The sequence below is a fragment of the Serratia sp. JUb9 genome (assembly GCF_014298095.1).
Classification (GTDB): Bacteria; Pseudomonadota; Gammaproteobacteria; order Enterobacterales; family Enterobacteriaceae; genus Serratia_B; species Serratia_B rhizosphaerae.
In genome coordinates this window covers 4,213,116-4,228,056 of record NZ_CP060416.1, presented here as the reverse complement: position 1 = coordinate 4,228,056, position 14,941 = coordinate 4,213,116, and the positions used below count along the sequence as shown (strand labels likewise).

Genomic DNA, 14,941 nt, shown 5'->3' with positions numbered 1-14,941 from the left:
AGGATGCAACGACATGAAAAAAATTGAACCGGAAGAATACTTTACGGGCCAACAGCTGGTTTTGGCCAAGGCCATTGAGGCGGGTGACCTGGAGAGGGTAAAACAGCTGGCGCCGGAAACGGATCTGAATACTCCGGGCGAACAGAGCTTAACCCCGCTGTTTTTCGCCCTAAATGAAACCTACTACAACAATAATCCCAAACCACGTTTGCAAATTGTGACTGCGTTGGTTAAAGCGGGAGCCGATCCTTTGCAACCGCAGTCTAACGGGATGGCCAGCCCTGCTGAAATGGTTACCATGGGGGATAAGGATATCTGGCTACAGGCGCTATTGGATGGTGGGTTATCAGCAAATGCAAAAAATAAACAGTGGGGAACCGCTATTATCTTTGACACGCTAAGAGCAAAGAACACGGCAACTCTGGCTCTATTAATAGAACGTGGAGTAAATATAGATTCCCGCAACTCATTAGAAGAAACACCGTTAATGGCAGCCTTTCTTCGCAACCGCTTTGAACACGTAAACTATCTGCTGGATCATGGTGCTGACCCAAACCCGGTAAATAAACAGGGCTGGGTATTTGCTTCGCTGGTGCAAAACGCCATCAAAGACAGCCGGCCGGAAACTGAATACCACCAGAACTGTCTGCAGCTGCGCGACAAGATGATCGCGTTGGGCGTAAAGTGGCCGCCGGAGGCATAACAGGGGCTGTGGCGATGGACTGCCTGCACTCATCAAAGGGATAATCATGCGTAACCGATGGATAAGTATCGCCGTTGTTTTTTGGGGGCTAATCTTGCTGGCAGGATGCAACGGCATGAAAAAAATTGAACCTGAAGACTACTTTACCGGCCAACAGCTGATATTGGCCAAGGCCATTGAGGCTGGCGACCTAGAGAGGGTAAAACAGCTGGCACCGGAAACGGATCTGAATACCCCCGGCGAGCAGAAATTAACCCCGCTGTTTTTCGCCATCAACGAGGCAATGTATAACGATAATCCGGGCGATCGACTAGAAATTATTACGGTGCTGGTCAGTGCTGGCGCGGATCCTTTACCACAAAGAGGGAACAAGCCGGCTTTATGGATGGCCAAGGCCGATAAGGATATCTGGCTTAAGGCAATGCTGGACGGAGGTCTATCTCCGGATGCCAGAGTTAAGAGCACTGACTATCCCATGATCTATGAAACCATTTATGCCAAGACTACCGATACGTTGGCATTATTAGTTGTGCGCGGTGCCGATATTGATACGAGGGATTCTTTAGGCCAAACGCCGCTAATGGCAGCTTTTTTCAGCAATAGCTTTGAGCACGCCAATTATTTACTGGACCACGGCGCTGATCCAAATCCGGTAACTAAGAAGGGATGGGTATTCGCTTCACTGGTGCAAAAGCGCCTTAATAAAAGCCAGCCAGATACTGAATACCACCAGAACTGCCTGCAGCTGCGCGACAAGATGATCGCGCGGGGGGTGAAGTGGCCACCGGAGGCGTGATGGATGCGGCGGAGGCCAGCCGGCGGCCCCCGTCTTTCCTAGGCGGTTTAGCTGAGCGCCACCTTAATGCCAAGGGCAATCAGCATGCCGCCGAGCAGTTTATCCACCACCTTCTGGGCTTTCTCCAGCCCGCGTCGTACCGGGCCGCTTTGAATCAGAAACACCAGCAGCGGCCACCACAGGACGGACAGCCCTAAAATAATCCCCGCGTACCACAGTTTCTCGCCGATCCCGGAATCTATCTGCAGCACCTGGGTAAACACCGCCAGGAAAAACAGCGTCGCCTTGGGGTTGAGCAGGTTGCACAGGTAGCCCTGTACGAAAGCGCTCTTCAGGCTGACCTGCTGCTGTGGCAGGTTGCCGACGTTCATCTTGCCGCCGCCGCGCGACAGCAGTGCCTGCACGCCGACCCAAATCAGATACGCCGCCCCGGCGTACTTCAGCAGGTTGAACAGCCAGGGCGTGGTGGTAATCACCACCGCCAGCCCGGCGACGCAGTAGGACATATGGGTGGCGACGCCGCAGATAACGCCCAGCGCGGTGATCAGCGCGGGCAGCCGCTGATAGCGCGCCGCATTTTTAATCACCAGAAAGAAATCCGGCCCCGGCGACAGCATGCCCAGCGTGGCGATGCCGGCGACAAATAACGAGGTTTCAAGCATGTTCACAATCTCGGGAAAAAATGAGGACGGCATCGATAATAACGCCGCCGACCCTGATGCGCATCAATCCACCACCGCTATCTTCAGCAATATGATGAATATTCATGGAGCAGAGTGAGTGGGGCGGTATGGGGCAGGATCATAACATGAGCAGGCAGCAGCAACGTGAAGTGACGCGCCTGTGCATCCAGTGCGGGCTGCTGCTGTTGCAGCACGGCGCGGAAAGCATGCTGGTGGAGCAGCTGTCCGGCCGTTTGGGCCTGGCGCTGGGGATGGAGCGGGTAGAAAGCTCGATCTCGGCGAATGCCATCGTCCTGACCACCATCAGCCACGGTGAGTGCCTGACCAGCACGCGTAAAAACGTCGACCGCGGCATCAATATGCAGATGGTGACCGAGGTGCAGCATATCGTTATTTTGGCCGAGCACCGGCTGGCGGATGCGCAGGACGTCGCCAGACGCTTTGAAAAACTGCGGCCGCTGCGCTATCCGCGCCCGCTGGTGGTGCTGATGGTGGCGCTGTCCTGCGGCTGCTTCAGCATGCTGAACGGCGGCGGCCGGGACGCCTTTGCCGTGACTTTTGTCGCCAGCGGTCTGGCGATGTGGGTGCGGCAGTGGCTGACGCAGCGGCAGATGAATCCGCTGATTAACTTTTGCCTGACGGCGTTTGTTGCCACCTCGGTATCCGGCCTATTGCTGCGCCTGCCGCTGTTTAGCCAGACGGCGGGCGTGGCGATGGCCGCCAGCGTGCTGTTGCTGGTGCCGGGTTTTCCGCTGATCAATGCGGTAGCAGATATGTTTAAAGGCCATGTGAACACCGGGCTGGCGCGCTGGGCGATGGCCAGCCTGCTGACGTTGGCGACCTGTATTGGCGTGGTGATGGCGATGTCGCTGTGGGGGCTGCGGGGATGGGCATAAGTTTGCTGTGGGCGCTGATGCAGGACATGCTGCTGGCCGCCGTACCGGCGCTGGGGTTCGCGATGGTGTTTAACGTGCCGCGCCGCGCGCTGCGCTATTGTGCGCTGCTGGGGGGCCTCGGGCACGGCACACGCATGTTGCTGATGTGGCTGGGGATGAATATTGAGTGGGCCTCTTTTTTGGCGGCGGTGCTGATCGGCATGCTCGGCATCTCCTGGTCGCGTTGGCTGCTGGCGCATCCCAAAGTCTTTACCGTGGCGGCGGTTATTCCGATGTTCCCCGGCATTCCGGCCTATACCGCGATGATCTCGGTGGTGGAGCTGTCCCATCAGGGTTACAGCGAGGTGCTGATGGGGGTAGTTGTCAGCCATTTTCTTAAGGCCTGCTTTATCGTCGGGGCGCTGTCGATTGGCCTGTCGCTACCGGGGCTGTGGTTATATCGTAAACGGCCCGGCGTTTAGTTTATTGTTCGGTGTCATTAGCGATTCTGATAAGAGCTGTCTTATATATTCATATTGCTTGTTTACCCTATCGACGGCCGATGGGGCTTTACGTATAGTGTGTCCAATTTGAGCGGCTGGCGCTTTTAAGCTTGAGCGACAGGGAATATAACTGGCCGATTGGCGGTGGTGTACCGCGTTGTTCTCAGCCTGCTACAGCATATCCATTAGGTTTATACAGGGTTAAATAATGATCATTAGCCTGATCGCTGCGTTGGCGGCGGATCGCGTAATCGGCATGGAAAACGCCATGCCGTGGCACCTGCCGGCGGATTTAGCGTGGTTTAAACGTAACACGCTGAATAAACCGGTCATTATGGGTCGTAAGACCTTTGAGTCGATTGGTCGTCCGCTGCCGGGCCGTCACAATATCGTGCTGAGCAGTCGGCCGGGCAGCGAAACCGGCGTCACCTGGGCGACCTCGCTGGACGAGGCCCTGGCGGCGGCCGGCAATGTGGAAGAAGTGATGATCATGGGCGGCGGGCATATCTATACCCAATTTCTGCCGCGCGCCGACCGCCTGTATCTGACGCATATTGATGCGGAGATCGGCGGCGATACCCACTTCCCCGATTATGAGCCTGACGAGTGGGAAACCTCGTTCAGCGAATTTCATGATGCGGATGCGCAAAACTCCCACAGCTACTGCTTTGAGATTTTAGAGCGCCGTTAATTCCCCGCCATCCGATGACTTCAGCAGCCAGGGCGCAATGTATTTGCGCCCTGGCTGGTTTTGGCGCGTAAATTTTTTGCCGCCCGTTGCTTGTAACATTTTCGTCACACTTCCTGATTAGTATGAAGCCCAACTTTGAGCGCCCGGCCACTCTGGTGACTTTGAACCGTGGCGTCAGCTAACAGGAAGCGAAATCATGACGAATAACATTGAGCAATTAAACGCCGACCGCCTGATCGATCCGACCCGTCGTAAACTGTTATTGGGCAGCGCCGGCGCGGTGGGGCTGGCGGGCTTTCTCGGCGGCGGGATTTGGTCGGTATCCGGCGATGCGCTGGCGGCGGACCTGCCGGTCAACAAGCTGTTGGGCTTCAAAGGCATTGCCGCTTCGACCGCGGACGATATTGCTATTGCCGAAGGCTATAACGCCGAGGTACTGATTTCCTGGGGCGAACCGCTGGTCGACGGCGCGGCGGCGTTCGATCCGAACGGCGGCAACAGCGCGGCCGAGCAGGAGAAACAGTTCGGCGACAATAATGACGGCATGAGCTTCTTCCCGATTGACGATAACCACGGCGTGATGGCGATTAATAACGAATACGTCAACGAGCAGTATCTGTTCGCCCACGGCGGCGACAAGGCCACCAGTCTGGAAGACGTGCGTAAGTCGCAGGCGGCGCATGGCGTGTCGATCGTGGCGGTCAAACGCGTCGGCGATACGCCGCGTTGGGAAGTGGAGCGCCCGTCGCGCTATAACCGCCGTATTACCGCCAATACGCAGATGCAGTTCAGCGGCCCGGCCGCCGGCCATCCGCTGCTGCAAACCGCCGCCGATCCGAGCGGCCGCAAGGTGCTGGGCACTTTTGGCAACTGCGCCAACGGCAAAACGCCGTGGGGCACTTACCTGACCTGTGAAGAAAACTTCGATACCTACTTCGGCACCCAACAGGCGGATTACCAGACCACGCCGGAGCAAAAGCGTTATACGCTGAAGGCTAACGAGCCGGAACGCAACTGGCCGGACTTTGACGAGCGCTTCGACGTGGCGAAGAACCCGAATGAATTTAACCGCCACGGCTGGATTGTGGAAATCGATCCGATGAACCCGACCTCTACGCCGATCAAACACACCGCGCTGGGGCGCTTCAAGCACGAGAACGCGGCGGTCACGGTGGCGAAAAACGGCCGCCTGGTGGTGTATATGGGGGATGACGAGCGCGGTGAGCATATCTATAAATATGTCTCCAAAGGTAAAGTGGACAACGCCAATCCGGCCAATAACCGCAGCCTATTGGATGAGGGCACGCTGTTTGTGGCGCAGTTCGACGGCGATGCCAACGGCACGCCGCTGAAGGGAAAAGGGCGCTGGATCGCGCTGGAGTTCGGTAAAAACGGTCTGACGCCGGAAAACGGCTTCCGTGACGCTGCCGAAGTGCTGATTTTTGCCCGCAAGGCGGCGGCGCAGGTCGGCGCCACCAAGATGGACCGTCCTGAGTGGATCGCGGTGAACCCGCACGACGGGCGGGCTTACTGCACCCTGACCAACAACAGCAAACGCGGTGACGAAGGCATGCCGCTGAACCCGGCCAACCCGCGGCCGAAAAACATCTACGGCCAGATTATCCGCTGGGATGAGGGCGGCGACGCCACTGCGGAGCACTTTTCCTGGGATATGTTTGCGCTGTGCGGCAACCCGATTGCCCACCCGGAAGGCATGTATCGCGGCACGCCGAATATTACCGCCGAGAATACCTTTAACAGTCCGGACGGGCTGGGGTTCGACAGCGCGGGACGGCTGTGGATCCTGACCGACGGGAAGTACAGCAATAAGGGCGACTATCAGGGGCAGGGGAACAACCAGATGCTGGTGGGGGATCCGCAGAGCGGTGAAATCCGCCGCTTTATGGTCGGGCCGAAATCCTGTGAACTGACCGGCGTCACCTTCGCCCAGGATTACAAAACGCTGTTCGTTAACGTTCAGCATCCGGGGGAAGAGGGGGATTCTCACTTCCCGCACAACAGCCCGCGGCCGCGTTCGTCGGTGATTATGATTACCCGTAAAGACGGCGGCGTGATCGGCGCCTGACATCGGGAAAAAGAAAAGGGCGGAATATTTTCCGCCCTCTCTTCAGGATGCCGCCAGCGTATCGCCGCCTTTCTCACTGCGCCGCGTCGACGGTTGAGTGAAGTAGCGTTTATCCTCCCAGCGCAGCATGGTCAGATCGCCCCCCCAGCAGCAGCCGGTATCCAGCGCGATGACGCCGTCCGGCGTGCCTTTGCCTTCCAGCGACGCCCAGTGGCCGAAAATAATGGTGTATTGTTCGTCCAGCAGTCGCGGCAGCTCAAACCAGGGCTTGAGCGGCGCAGGCGCGGTGCCGGGTGCGTCTTTGCTGATCATATCCAACTGGCCGTGCGGGAAACAGTAACGCATCCGCGTCAGCGCGTTGGTGCTAAAGCGCAGGCGGGCCAGACCGCTCAGCTGCGGCGTCCAGTTATTCGGCATATCGCCGTACATGGCGTCAAGGAACAGCGGATAGCTGTCGCTGCTGAGGACGGCTTCCACTTCGCGCGCGCACATTTTGGCGGTATCGAGATCCCACTGCGGCGTGATGCCGGCGTGAGCCATCACCAGTTTTTGCCGTTCATCAACCTGCAGCACCGGCTGACGGCGCAGCCAGTTGATCAGCTCATCCGCATCCGGCGCCTCCAGCAGGGGCGAAATGCGGTCTTTGGGCTTGTTGCGGCTGATGCCGGCATATACCGCCAGCAGATGCAGGTCATGATTGCCTAGCACCATGCGTACCGCCGGCCCGAGCGAGCGTACGTAGCGCAGCACCTCCAGCGAATCCGGGCCGCGGGCCACCAGATCGCCGGTTAACCACAGCGTGTCCTGCTGCGGGTCGAAAGAAACCTGGGCTAATAGCGACTGCAGTTCATCGAAACAGCCATGAACGTCGCCGATAAGATATGTCGACATGTTAGTGAATCAGCGTTGGGATGGCTAAGCGAAAGACCGGAATCGCAGTGCGGAACGGCTGACCCAGGTGGTCAACCATTTCATAGTGGCCTTCCATGGTGCCCAGCGGCGTTTCAAGCACCGCGCCGCTGGTATATTGGAATTCACCGCCGGGCAGGATCAGCGGCTGTTCGCCGACGACGCCTTCGCCCTGAACTTCGGTTTGGCGGCCGTTGGCGTTGGTGATCAGCCAGTAACGGCCCAGCAGCTGCACGTTGAAACGCCCCAGGTTGCGAATGGTAATGGTATAGGCAAAGACATAGCGTTCCTCCTCAGGCAGAGACTGGGATTCCACATACAGACTTTGCACCTGAATACATACGCGGGGTGAATCAATCATGACCACTTACTCCTTACTGCTGCGGCGCCGGATTGGCCGATAGCCAGTTTGCCAGCTTACAGTACTGCGCCACAGAAATATTTTCTGCTCTCAGTGCCGGATCGACCCCCAGCTCGCTCAGCTGCTCCGGGGTAAACAAATCGCCCAGGCTGTTGCGGATGGTTTTGCGGCGTTGGTTGAAGGCCTGGGTGGTAATGCGGCTCAGCATGCGCACATCGTCGACCGGGTGTGGCATCTCGCGGTGCGGCACCAGACGCACCACGGCGGAGTCGACCTTCGGCGGCGGCGCGAAGGCGGTCGGCGGGACTTCCAGCACCGGGATGACGTTGCAGTAGTATTGCGCCATCACCGATAAACGGCCGTACGCCTTGCTGTTCGGGCCGGCAACCAGGCGGTTGACCACCTCTTTTTGCAACATAAAATGCATGTCGCGGATAGCCTGAGTATAGCTGAAAAGGTGGAACATCAGCGGGGTGGAGATGTTGTACGGCAGGTTGCCGAACACCCGCAGCGGCTGGCCCGCCTGCTCGGCCATTTCGGCGAAATCCACCGTCATGGCGTCCTGCTGACGAATGGTCAGTTTGTCTTTCAGCTGCGGGTGGCTTTCCAGGCGTGCCGCCAGATCGCGGTCCAGCTCCACTACCGTCATGCGGTCCATACGCGCGCCGACCGGTTCGGTCAGGGCGCCAAGGCCGGGGCCGATTTCTACCACGGCTTCGCCCGGCTGGGGATGAATGGCCGAGACGATGCTATCGATGACAAACTGATCGGTTAAAAAGTTTTGTCCAAAGCGTTTGCGGGCAAAATGCCCTTGGTGGACTCTATTGTTCATTACAGTTATTTATCATTTTAATGGCGAGATTTAAGGCGGTTTTAAAACTGCCCACATCGGCGGTACCGGTGCCGGCCAGTTCCAGCGCGGTGCCGTGATCCACCGAGGTACGAATAAACGGCAGGCCGAGGGTGATATTCACCGCGCGGCCAAACCCTTGGTATTTTAGCACCGGCAGCCCCTGATCGTGATACATCGCCAGCACCGCATCGGCATGTTGCAGATATTTGGGCTGGAACAGCGTATCGGCCGGTAACGGCCCGATCAGGTTAATGCCGCGTTCGCGCAGCGTTTCAAGCGCCGGAATAATGACGTCCAGCTCTTCACGGCCCATATGGCCGCCTTCTCCCGCGTGCGGGTTCAGCCCGCAGACGTAGATGTGCGGCTGCGCGATGCCGAATTTGGTTTTTAAATCATGGTCGAGAATGGTGATGACTTCGTGCAGGCTCTGCTCGCTGATGGCGCCCGGCACCGCCAGCAGCGGCAGGTGGGTGGTCGCCAGCGCGACGCGCAGCTCTTCGGTCGCCAGCATCATCACCACCCGATCGCAGTGGCTGCGATCGGCAAAAAATTCTGTGTGGCCGCTGAACGGCACGCCGGCGTCGTTGATGACGCCCTTGTGTACCGGCCCGGTAATCAGCGCGGCGAATTCGCCGTTCAGGCAGCCGTCGCAGGCGCGCGCCAGGGTATCCACCACATAAGCGCTGTTGGCGACGTTGAGCTGGCCGCAGACCGTCGTCTCTGCCAGCGTAACCGGCAGCACCGTCAGCGTCGCGGCAGCCTGCGGCTGCGCCGGCACGTCCGGCTGATAGTCGCGTAACGTCAGCGGCAGCCGTAGCTGCCGCGCGCGTTCAATCAACAGGGCCGGATCGGCGCAGACAACCAGTTCAACGGGCCACGCCTGTTGCGCCAGTGCTACGACCAAATCCGGCCCCACCCCGGCAGGTTCGCCGGGGGTTATCACGATACGTTTATTGTGCATTGCTGCCATCAAGAATTTTGACATAGGCGGCGGCGCGCTGTTCCTGCATCCAGGTCTGCGCTTCTTCAGCAAACTTGCGGTTGAACAGCATACGGTAGGCGCGCTCTTTTTGCGCCGCGTCGGTTTTGTCCACCTTGCGGGTATCCACCAGCTGAATCAGGTGCCAGCCGAAGGAGGAGTGCACCGGCTTGCTGATTTCGCCTTTTTTCAGCTTCAGCAGCGCATCGCGGAACGCCGGATCGTAGATATCCGGTGATGCCCAGCCCAGATCGCCGCCCTGCAGGGCAGAGCCAGGATCCTGCGACAGCTGTTTGGCCTCGTCGGAGAATTTTGCTTTACCGCTGGCGATCGCCGCAGCGACTTCCTGTAGTTTGGTGCGAGCCTGATCGTCGGTCATTACCACGGACGGCTTCAGCAGAATATGGCGTGCGTGCACTTCGGTCACGGAAATAGACTGGTTGGCGCCGCGGACATCATTCACTTTCAGGATGTGGAAACCCACGCCGGAGCGGATCGGGCCGACGATATCGCCTTTTTTGGCGGTGACCAGACGCTCTGCGAACAGCGTCGGGATCTCCTGCAGTTTACCCCAGCCCATATTGCCGCCTTTCAGCGCCTGCGAGTCGGCGGAGTAGGTGATCGCCAGTTTGCCGAAGTCGGCGCCGCTGTTGATTTCGCCCACCAGGCGTTTCGCCAGCGTTTCCGCTTCATCAACCTGCTGCTGCGACGGGTTCTCCGGCAGCGGGATCAGGATGTGGCTGATGTTCATTTCGGTATCGCTGCCGTTCTGCGCGCCGACCTGTTTGGCCAGAGAATCCACTTCCTGCGGCAGAATAGTGACGCGGCGACGAACTTCGTTGTTACGCACTTCGGTGATCAGCATCTCTTTGCGGATCTGCGAACGGTAGGTGTTGTAGTTCAGGCCTTCGTACGCCAGACGGCTGCGCAGCTGATCCGGCGTCATACGGTTTTGCGCCGCGATATTGGCGATAGCCTTGTCCAGATCGGCATCGTTGACGTTGATGCCCATCTTTTGCGCCATCTGCAGCTGGATGTTATCCATGATCAGGCGCTCAACGATCTGATGGCGCAGCGTTTTATCATCCGGCAGCTGTTGCCCGGCCTGTTGGGCATTGAGTTTGACCGACTGCAGTAAACCATTGACGTCGCTTTCAAGTACTACGCCGTTATCCACGACGGCGGCGACTTTATCAACTTCTTGGGGTGCAGCGAACGCGGTATTGGCGCAGACCACCAATCCGAGAATAAGCGTTCTCCAGTTATTCATACATTTCCCATTATGTAATCCGCAAGTGCGGGTTAAAGTTCTCGTTTTTCAAAGCATTACAAAGCATCAGAACGCGCGCTGGTAAGGCAGAATGCCTGAGCGCAGCATTTCGCTGGTGCCAAGGCTGTGGTCGCTGCTCAGACCGCGAAGTTCGATGTTGAATGAAACTTTGTTGTCATATTTGCTGGTCTGGTTGCCGCGATCCCAGTCGGTGATCTTGCGCTCATAACCGATGTTAACCGCCCAGCAGCAGGTGTTATAACGCAGGCCGACCAGCTGATCGGCGGACTGTTGCGCACGGGTATCATAGTAATACGCGCCAACCACGGCCCAACGGTCGGCAATCGGCCAGCTGGCGGTGACGCCCACCTGCGAGATACCGTCCTGATAGCCAGGGCTGGTGATCTGCGGCAGAGTGGCCTGAATATATTCCGGGCTGGCGTAGCGGTAGTTCAGCTGCACCATGCGTTCGCCGTCCTGACGGTACTCCAGCACCGCGTCGCCCAGGGCTACGCTGTCGAGGCGCGTATCGTACTGTACGCCGCCGCGCAGGCCCCAGCGATCGTCGATCTTCCAATAGGTGTCGCCGGCCCATACCACGCTGCCGGTGTCATCATTCTTGTCGTAATCGGAGTTGTTGTCTCCGGTACGCGAACGGCTGAAGTAATAGATTTGACCCACGGAAACGTTGAAACGTTCAACCAGCGCGTCATCATAAATGCGCGAGGTCAAACCGGTCGCCAGACGGTTCTGCGAAGCGATACGGTCCAGGCCGCTGTAGCTGCGGTCGCGGAACAGGCCGGAGTAGTCGGTCTGCAGCAGCGTTGAGTCGTAGGAATAGATGTTGCTCTGGTCGCGGTATGGCACATACAGGTACTGCATGCGCGGCTCCAGCGTCTGGGTATAGCCTTGCGCCCAGTCCATATTGCGGTCGAACACCATTTTACCGTCGACCTTGAACTGCGGCATTACGCGGTTGACGGAGTCGTCCAGTTCCGGCGCGTCGCGGCCGTTACGGCTTTTATAGTTGGCCTTGAAGCCGTCCGGGATATCCTGCTGATAGTGGGTCGCCAGCAGTTTGACTTCGCTGTTCAGCGAGCCCCAGCCGTTGGTCATCGGCAGGCTCAGCGTCGGCTCCAGGTGCAGACGGGTGGCGTCCGGGCTGTACGGGTTGATATTGACGAACTTCGCCGCCTGACCGTACACGCGCAGATCGAACGGCCCCAGATCGTTTTTGTAGTAGTTCAGATCGATCTGCGGCAGCACCTTGTAGGACTCGGTGCTGGTGCGGTTGACGTCGTCATAGATCTGGAACTGCTTGGAAGCGATGGTGGCGTCGAAGTTTTCATCGGCGTAACCGGCGCTGAATTTCTGCGTGGCGTAGCCGTCGGTGGTGGAACCGTATTGGGAGTCCAGATCGTTGAAATACTGCGAGTCGCTGACTTTGGTGTAGTCAACGTTGAAACGCCACACCTGATCCATCACGCCGTTGTGGTTCCAGTAGAACAGCCAACGGGTGTCGTCATCCTGCGGATGATCCTTGTTGTACTCGTTATCGCTCGGCAGCCAGTCCAGTTCGATGGTGCCCATGCCCGGCTGAGTCAGGTAGCGGAATTCGTTCTGCCACTGCAGGCCGCGTTTGGTCATATAGTGCGGCGTGATGGTGGCGTCGAAGTTAGGCGCAATATTCCAGTAATACGGCAGCATAAATTCGAAGCCGTTGTTACTGCCGTATTTCGCATTCGGGATCAGGAAGCCGGAGCGGCGCTTGTCGCCCACCGGCAGCTGCAGATACGGGCTGTAGAACACCGGAACGCCGGCGATTTTAAAGCGCGCGTTCCAGATTTCCGCCACCTGTTCTTCGCGGTCGTGAATGACTTCGGAACCGACCACGCTCCAGCTGTTGTCGCCCGGCAGACAGGAGGTGAAAGAGCCGTTTTCCAGAATGGTGTAACGGTTCTGGCCGCGCATCTTCATTTTGTCTGCGTCGCCGCGCCCCTGACGGCCGACCATCTGATAGTCGCCCTGATAGACGTCGGTGTCTTTGGTATTCAGGTTTGACCAGGCCTTCGGCCCTTTCAGTTTGATCTGGTTATCGTCATAGTGCACGTCGCCGGTGGCGGTGACGGTGCGTACCGGATCGTTCTTACCGGCGGCCTGCACCTGGTTAAGTTCTACCTGTTTGGCGGTCAGCGTGCTGTTGCCCTGTTCGATCTTGACGTTGCCGCTGAAGACGGCGTTGCCTTGATCGGCACGGGAATCATCAGAGTTGATGGTGACCGGCAGGGAATTGGGATCGCCGCTGACAAGCGGTTTATCATAAGTCGGTACGCCGAGCATGCACTGCTCGGCGAGATCGGCCAGCGCGTGCTGACTGTAAAGTGCCGTCCAAATCATTGTGGCCAGCAGTGTTGGGAAACTTTTTTTCATACGCGGTTTTGGTGTTCCGTCATCAGAGGCGTCATGTCCGGCAAACGGTCAGAGACTATATCACTCATCTACGTTGCGCTACTGTTAAATCCTGCCGTTTCACTGCTCTGTTGTTAGGTGCTGCAGTAAATGACAGGTATGATAATCGAAATCTTGGGAAAAATCGCCTAACCCTTAGCTGATTACGGCGACGGGCAGCGTGCTGAAAGTAATATAATTGAGGAGTATATGCAGTATTGGGGAAAACTGCTCGGAGTCATTGTCGCCGTTTGGGCTGGCGCGGGCTTCTGGGGCGTAGTTTTGGGGCTGATTATCGGCCATATGATCGATACTGCGCGCAACAATAAGCGCAGCCGGGGCTTTTTCGCCGGTCAGCAAACGCGGCAAACGCTGTTTTTCCGCACCACTTTTCAGGTCATGGGGCACCTTACCAAATCAAAAGGGCGCGTGACCGAAGCCGATATTCAGGTCGCCAGCCTGTTTATGGATCGCATGCAGCTGCATGGCGAATCGCGCACCGCGGCGCAGCAGGCGTTCCGCGAGGGCAAGGAGAGCCATTTCCCGCTGCGCGAGACGCTGCAGCAGTTCCGCAGCATCTGTTTCGGTCGTTTCGACCTGATTCGGATGTTTCTGGAAATTCAGATCCAGGCGGCCTTTGCCGACGGCTCATTGCACCCTAATGAACGCCAGGTGCTGTATGTGATCGCCGAAGAGCTGGGGATTTCGCGCGCGCAGTTTGACCAGTTCCTGCGCATGATGGAAGGCGGCCAGCAGTTTGGCGGCGGTTATCAGCAACAGGGCGGTTATTCGCACGGCGGCTACCAGCAGGCGCAGCGTGGCCCGACGCTGGAAGACGCTTGTAAGGTGCTGGGGGTCAACAGCAGCGACGACGCGGCAACCATTAAGCGCGCCTACCGTAAGCTGATGAGCGAGCACCATCCGGATAAGCTGGTGGCGAAGGGGCTGCCGCCGGAAATGATGGAAATGGCCAAGCAGAAGGCGCAGGAAATTCAGTCGGCGTACGATCTGATCAAGCGCGAGAAAGGCTTCAAGTAAGGCATGCCTGCAGGTTTCCCGGCAAGGGCGTCATTGGGCCGTTGCCGTGGAAGCCGTACAGCGTCAGAAATCTGCTTCGGCGCGAAAGTGCATCGGCGTCTGAAATACCGGATGGGTGATGCGTAGCTCCTGTGCGTGCAGCTGCAGACGCGACGCCATGGCTTTGGCCGCCGGCGGCGCGTAAAAGCCGTCGCCGAGGATCGGATGGCCGAGCGCCAGCATATGCACCCGTAGCTGGTGCGAACGCCCGGTGATCGGCGTCAGCAGCACCCGGGTGCTGCCGTCGGCGTCGCGCGACAGCACCCGGTATTCCGTTTGCGCCGCCTTGCCGGTTTCAAAACACACCTTTTGCAGCGGGCGATTCGGCCAGTCGCAAATCAGCGGTAAATCCACCAATCCTTCATCCTGCGCCAGATGTCCCCATACGCGGGCAATGTAGGATTTTTTCGGCTCGCGTTCGCGGAACTGACGTTTGAGTTCGCGCTCCGCCGCTTTGTTCAACGCCACGACGATCACGCCGCTGGTGGCCATATCCAGCCGGTGCACCGATTCGGCCTCGGGAAAATCGGCCTGAATGCGTGTCATCAGGCTGTCTTTGTTTTCCGGCGCCCGCCCCGGCACCGACAGCAGGCCGCTGGGTTTGTTGACCACGATAATATGCGCATCCTGATACAGGATGTGCAGCGGGTCGGTAGGGGGATTGTAGGGTTCCATGTTGGCTCCGCGGAGAAAGGCCGAACGGGGAG

Annotated in this window: 15 protein-coding genes; 7 read left to right on the top strand and 8 right to left on the bottom strand. The window is 58.1% G+C overall.

Annotated features, from left to right (window positions below; genetic code table 11):
• Positions 1-13: 13 nt before the first annotated feature.
• Both HF675_RS19985 and HF675_RS19980 read left to right on the top strand, forming a co-directional pair.
• Positions 14-703: an ankyrin repeat domain-containing protein gene (locus HF675_RS19985; RefSeq protein WP_111738112.1), complete on the top strand. Its 690-nt coding sequence runs from the start codon at positions 14-16 to the stop codon at positions 701-703.
• Positions 704-818: 115 nt separating this feature from the next.
• Positions 819-1,499, top strand: a complete 681-nt coding sequence (locus HF675_RS19980) for an ankyrin repeat domain-containing protein (protein WP_255427306.1) — start codon at positions 819-821, stop codon at positions 1,497-1,499.
• 47 nt (positions 1,500-1,546) lie between these two features.
• Here HF675_RS19980 and HF675_RS19975 read toward each other — a convergent pair whose 3' ends face one another.
• Complete coding sequence (locus HF675_RS19975) at positions 1,547-2,161, bottom strand: LysE family translocator (protein ID WP_160028447.1); 615 nt, start codon at positions 2,159-2,161, stop codon at positions 1,547-1,549.
• A gap of 128 nt (positions 2,162-2,289) precedes the next feature.
• Here HF675_RS19975 and HF675_RS19970 point away from each other — a divergent pair, with 128 nt between their 5' ends.
• The 4 genes from HF675_RS19970 (at position 2,290) to HF675_RS19955 (ending at position 6,337) form a co-directional block, all read left to right on the top strand.
• Entirely contained in the window at positions 2,290-3,078 is a 789-nt protein-coding gene (locus tag HF675_RS19970; RefSeq protein WP_105229731.1) for a threonine/serine exporter ThrE family protein, read from the top strand.
• Positions 3,069-3,539, top strand: a complete 471-nt coding sequence (locus HF675_RS19965; protein WP_187043640.1) for a threonine/serine exporter — start codon at positions 3,069-3,071, stop codon at positions 3,537-3,539. The genes HF675_RS19970 and HF675_RS19965 overlap by 10 nt, the downstream gene beginning before the upstream one ends.
• A gap of 232 nt (positions 3,540-3,771) precedes the next feature.
• Positions 3,772-4,251 carry a type 3 dihydrofolate reductase gene (folA, locus tag HF675_RS19960; protein ID WP_172606351.1) on the top strand — a complete coding sequence of 160 codons (480 nt, stop codon included), beginning with the start codon at positions 3,772-3,774 and terminating at the stop codon, positions 4,249-4,251.
• 196 nt (positions 4,252-4,447) lie between these two features.
• Complete coding sequence (locus HF675_RS19955) at positions 4,448-6,337, top strand: PhoX family phosphatase (RefSeq protein ID WP_187043639.1); 1,890 nt, start codon at positions 4,448-4,450, stop codon at positions 6,335-6,337.
• A gap of 42 nt (positions 6,338-6,379) precedes the next feature.
• Here HF675_RS19955 and apaH read toward each other — a convergent pair whose 3' ends face one another.
• The 6 genes from apaH to lptD form a co-directional block, all read right to left on the bottom strand.
• Positions 6,380-7,228 (bottom strand): bis(5'-nucleosyl)-tetraphosphatase (symmetrical) ApaH, encoded by an 849-nt coding sequence (gene apaH / locus HF675_RS19950; protein WP_105229735.1) that lies wholly within the window; start codon positions 7,226-7,228, stop codon positions 6,380-6,382.
• Position 7,229: 1 nt separating this feature from the next.
• A complete protein-coding gene (apaG, locus tag HF675_RS19945) occupies positions 7,230-7,607 on the bottom strand; it encodes a Co2+/Mg2+ efflux protein ApaG (protein ID WP_105229736.1) in 378 nt (125 codons plus the stop codon).
• A 13-nt stretch (positions 7,608-7,620) separates the two neighbouring features.
• The gene (gene rsmA, locus HF675_RS19940) at positions 7,621-8,439 is read right to left on the bottom strand and encodes a 16S rRNA (adenine(1518)-N(6)/adenine(1519)-N(6))-dimethyltransferase RsmA (protein ID WP_105229737.1); all 819 of its coding nucleotides are present in this window, start codon (positions 8,437-8,439) and stop codon (positions 7,621-7,623) included.
• A complete protein-coding gene (gene pdxA, locus HF675_RS19935; RefSeq protein WP_187043638.1) occupies positions 8,429-9,421 on the bottom strand; it encodes a 4-hydroxythreonine-4-phosphate dehydrogenase PdxA in 993 nt (330 codons plus the stop codon). The genes rsmA and pdxA overlap by 11 nt, the downstream gene beginning before the upstream one ends.
• Positions 9,411-10,709 (bottom strand): peptidylprolyl isomerase SurA, encoded by a 1,299-nt coding sequence (surA, locus tag HF675_RS19930; RefSeq protein WP_105229739.1) that lies wholly within the window; start codon positions 10,707-10,709, stop codon positions 9,411-9,413. Before surA ends, pdxA begins: the two co-directional genes overlap by 11 nt.
• Before the next feature lie 66 nt (positions 10,710-10,775).
• Positions 10,776-13,139, bottom strand: a complete 2,364-nt coding sequence (lptD, locus tag HF675_RS19925) for an LPS assembly protein LptD (protein ID WP_187043637.1) — start codon at positions 13,137-13,139, stop codon at positions 10,776-10,778.
• A gap of 228 nt (positions 13,140-13,367) precedes the next feature.
• Here lptD and djlA point away from each other — a divergent pair, with 228 nt between their 5' ends.
• The gene (djlA, locus tag HF675_RS19920) at positions 13,368-14,195 is read left to right on the top strand and encodes a co-chaperone DjlA (protein WP_111737736.1); all 828 of its coding nucleotides are present in this window, start codon (positions 13,368-13,370) and stop codon (positions 14,193-14,195) included.
• Between the two features lie 63 nt (positions 14,196-14,258).
• On the opposite strand, the gene rluA is transcribed toward djlA, so the two are convergent.
• The gene (gene rluA, locus HF675_RS19915) at positions 14,259-14,909 is read right to left on the bottom strand and encodes a bifunctional tRNA pseudouridine(32) synthase/23S rRNA pseudouridine(746) synthase RluA (protein ID WP_105229742.1); all 651 of its coding nucleotides are present in this window, start codon (positions 14,907-14,909) and stop codon (positions 14,259-14,261) included.
• Positions 14,910-14,941: the final 32 nt, after the last annotated feature.

Coding starts and splice junctions, on each gene's coding strand:
- HF675_RS19985 (WP_111738112.1), top strand. CDS start 14: ATGAAAAAAATTGAACCGGAAGAATACTTTACGGGCCAACAGCTGGTT.
- HF675_RS19980 (WP_255427306.1), top strand. CDS start 819: ATGAAAAAAATTGAACCTGAAGACTACTTTACCGGCCAACAGCTGATA.
- HF675_RS19975 (WP_160028447.1), bottom strand. CDS start 2,161: ATGCTTGAAACCTCGTTATTTGTCGCCGGCATCGCCACGCTGGGCATG.
- HF675_RS19970 (WP_105229731.1), top strand. CDS start 2,290: ATGGGGCAGGATCATAACATGAGCAGGCAGCAGCAACGTGAAGTGACG.
- HF675_RS19965 (WP_187043640.1), top strand. CDS start 3,069: ATGGGCATAAGTTTGCTGTGGGCGCTGATGCAGGACATGCTGCTGGCC.
- HF675_RS19955 (WP_187043639.1), top strand. CDS start 4,448: ATGACGAATAACATTGAGCAATTAAACGCCGACCGCCTGATCGATCCG.
- apaH (WP_105229735.1), bottom strand. CDS start 7,228: ATGTCGACATATCTTATCGGCGACGTTCATGGCTGTTTCGATGAACTG.
- apaG (WP_105229736.1), bottom strand. CDS start 7,607: ATGATTGATTCACCCCGCGTATGTATTCAGGTGCAAAGTCTGTATGTG.
- rsmA (WP_105229737.1), bottom strand. CDS start 8,439: ATGAACAATAGAGTCCACCAAGGGCATTTTGCCCGCAAACGCTTTGGA.
- pdxA (WP_187043638.1), bottom strand. CDS start 9,421: ATGCACAATAAACGTATCGTGATAACCCCCGGCGAACCTGCCGGGGTG.
- surA (WP_105229739.1), bottom strand. CDS start 10,709: ATGAATAACTGGAGAACGCTTATTCTCGGATTGGTGGTCTGCGCCAAT.
- lptD (WP_187043637.1), bottom strand. CDS start 13,139: ATGAAAAAAAGTTTCCCAACACTGCTGGCCACAATGATTTGGACGGCA.
- djlA (WP_111737736.1), top strand. CDS start 13,368: ATGCAGTATTGGGGAAAACTGCTCGGAGTCATTGTCGCCGTTTGGGCT.
- rluA (WP_105229742.1), bottom strand. CDS start 14,909: ATGGAACCCTACAATCCCCCTACCGACCCGCTGCACATCCTGTATCAG.